Source organism: Aromatoleum diolicum, from assembly GCF_012910955.1.
GTDB lineage: Bacteria > Pseudomonadota > Gammaproteobacteria > Burkholderiales > Rhodocyclaceae > Aromatoleum > Aromatoleum diolicum.
In genome coordinates, this window is the sequence record NZ_WTVQ01000092.1 from 1 (window position 1) to 2,608 (window position 2,608).

Here is a 2,608-nt window from a genome sequence, read left to right on the forward strand (position 1 = left end):
CCGGCAGTCGAAAACCGGTCATGCACGCGCGTGATCGCGGAGGTCCGACGATGAGTACGTGATCGACGTCACGATCGGCCTACGGCCGGTCTGCAAGAGGATGAGGTTGACGGGAAGTCCCTTAGGGCCGGGTTAGACGCCGTCGTCATCTTTCGTGGCCTCCAAGGCGCTATCGTTTGCCTCGATCCATGCTTCAAGTTGGTCGAAGCGATTTGGCCAAACCGTGTTGTATTCGTGCTCAAAGATGGCCATGCACAGTTGAATCGCGGAAACATGCCTTTCTTCGTGCATTGAGCTCAGGTTGTTGGAGAACTCGGTAGCGTGATTGTCGTGATCCACGCGGGAGTAACCAAAGCACATGCCTTCAAAGTTGGGATGTGCGCTTTCGCATAGCGATGCATACAAGTCGGAGATGCCCGGATATGATTTTTCACAATGCTTTGTCAGCACGGTCACGATACTTATTGCGTCATGCTTTGTTGTCTTATCGCGTGAACCGAGCAGCAAGATAGTTGTCTTCTTCGAGAACGCATGAAATTGGAGAGTGCCATCCAAGACCTGCGCGGTGATTTGGTTCAGATGAATTAAGACGGCCAGTGTTTCAAAGGCACTTCTCAGAAGAATGCGGGCGCCAAGCGCGTGGTGATTGGAATGCAACTCATATGACTGCGCGAGCAAGTCATGAATTCGCCAGAACGCTGTTTCGCGAAGGACCATGCTTCGATACGGTGCCTTCCATTTGTGCGCGATGGGATTTCTTGCCACAAGCCCGGCCAGCTCGACTCGCGAGCATAGAGATTGTTGCCAATTAGTGAGTGTTTCAGATGCGGTCGGCATAGGCGTCTAACGACGGTGTAGAAAAACCCGATTTCCGGGCAAGCGATCGGTGTCGGCGATAGCCGACGATGTCTTGTTCGTCATTTTGCTGTCCGGATCAGCCTGAGTCCGTCATACGTTCGGTTTCCGTCGCTCGCGCCCGGTGCTCCCGTATGCGTAGCGGCGTGCTGCCATGGCGTGCCCGCTCATTGTGCATACCCGTGGTGCGCCAGCTTTTCGATGTTGTGCACCAGGCAGTAGAACTTCCACTGCCCGTCGACCTTGCATCGGCCGCGCAATGTGAAGCGATGGAGCCGCTTGTTGTTTCTCAGATTGCCGAAGACCGGCTCGACGGTGGCAAAGCGCGCGGTGATCATGCGCTTGCCGGTGTCGGTGTCGATCCGCCGTTTCATCCGCTCGGTGTGGCTCTCTTCACTGGCGCGCTTGCCTTGGAAGAAGGCGACCTGGCGCGTCTTGGTCTTGTCGGGGGTGCGCAGGTGTCAGCGGTAATCCAATAATCCCCCCTCGGCGCCGCGAAACTTCATCGCCGCATAGCCGTTGAAGGGGCAGTTCGAGCCGTTCGAGTACAGCTTCTTGCCGGCCGGGCAGACGCAGTGAGAGCCGTCGTCGGCCAGCGTGAAATCGGCAGGCCGGAAGCAGCGCGTCGTCCGGTCTAACTTCCGTTTGTCCCACAGCGGATCGGGCTTCGCCTTGTGACTCGCCTGCCCGGCATATCGGGCGTCTCGGCTGCGGTATTCGTTGTCGCAGACGTAGGCGTGGATCCCGGCGTCGGCCAGCGCCTTGAGGTTCGCTTCCGAATGGTAGCCCGCGTCGGCACAGATCGTCGTGTCGGGCGTGCGGAGGAACGGCGCAGTCGCCTCGACCACTGGCAGGAGCAGTTCCTGCTCGGAGCCCGTGCCGTGCGCCTGGGCGTCGACGACGATCTGGCTCTTCGCATCGACCGCGGCCACCCCGGTGTAGCCCTGGATCACGCCTTTGCCGGTAGCCATCTTGGCCGACTCATTGTCGGTGCGATTGCTCAGCCGCGGTTTGCCTTTGGCACTGCGCCGCTCGTCGGGATGCGCGTCCAGCCAGGCGCGGATCTTCGCCGCTTCGGCCTTGAGTCGTTCCACAGTATGCGCCGCGCGTGCGGCCTCGGCGTCTTCGCCGTTCATGTCGGCCGTGGCGTGGCTGGCCATGATGCGCTTGACCGCCGTCTCCATCTTGTCGGCCTCGCGCATGAAGTCTGCACGGGTACCGCTCCTGGCCTTGCTCGCGTTGGCCGGCAGCTTCACCCCATCGATGGCAAAGAGTTCGCGTCCGATCAATCCTTGCCGATCGCAAATCATCAGCACCCGGGCAAAGATCCGGGCCGCTTCGTCACCGAGTTCGGCGACGAAGCCGGCGATCGTCGTGAAGTGCGGTGCGCTGTCGCCCGAAACCGCCATGAACAGCACGTTGTCGCGGCAGGCCGCAGCGATGGCACGCGAACTGACCAACCCGCGCGAGTAACCGAGCAGCACGATTTTGAGCAGCACGGCCGGTGAGAACGCCGGCGCGCCCGTCGTGTCATTGCGGTAGCGCGCGTGTAGCCCCGAAAGATCGATCTCGTGGTCGACCAGATGACAGAGTGCGTGCTCGAAGCTCCCCGCAATCACCTGCCGGTGAATCGCACCGGGTTCCGTGGAGGCCGGTTGGTTTAAGTCAGGCCGCGATGGCGGCCTGACGGGCGAGTTGCCCGTAGTAGTTTGCCTCAGCTTCTGCGGGCGGGATATACCCGATGGGTTCGAGC

Annotated in this window: 3 protein-coding genes; all 3 read right to left on the bottom strand. The window is 60.5% G+C overall.

Annotated features, from left to right (window positions below):
• Positions 1-132 precede the first annotated feature (132 nt).
• The 3 genes from GPA25_RS23470 to GPA25_RS23475 all read right to left on the bottom strand — a co-directional run bounded on the left by GPA25_RS23470 (position 133) and on the right by GPA25_RS23475 (position 2,474).
• Positions 133-837 (bottom strand): hypothetical protein, encoded by a 705-nt coding sequence (locus GPA25_RS23470; protein WP_169262812.1) that lies wholly within the window; start codon positions 835-837, stop codon positions 133-135.
• A 185-nt stretch (positions 838-1,022) separates the two neighbouring features.
• A complete protein-coding gene (locus GPA25_RS23910; protein WP_211163334.1) occupies positions 1,023-1,313 on the bottom strand; it encodes a transposase in 291 nt (96 codons plus the stop codon).
• 3 nt (positions 1,314-1,316) lie between these two features.
• Complete coding sequence (locus GPA25_RS23475) at positions 1,317-2,474, bottom strand: transposase (protein WP_343035057.1); 1,158 nt, start codon at positions 2,472-2,474, stop codon at positions 1,317-1,319.
• Positions 2,475-2,608 lie beyond the last annotated feature (134 nt).

Excerpts from the sequence above, each read along its gene's own strand:
- GPA25_RS23470 (WP_169262812.1), bottom strand. The coding sequence starts at position 837 with ATGCCGACCGCATCTGAAACACTCACTAATTGGCAACAATCTCTATGC.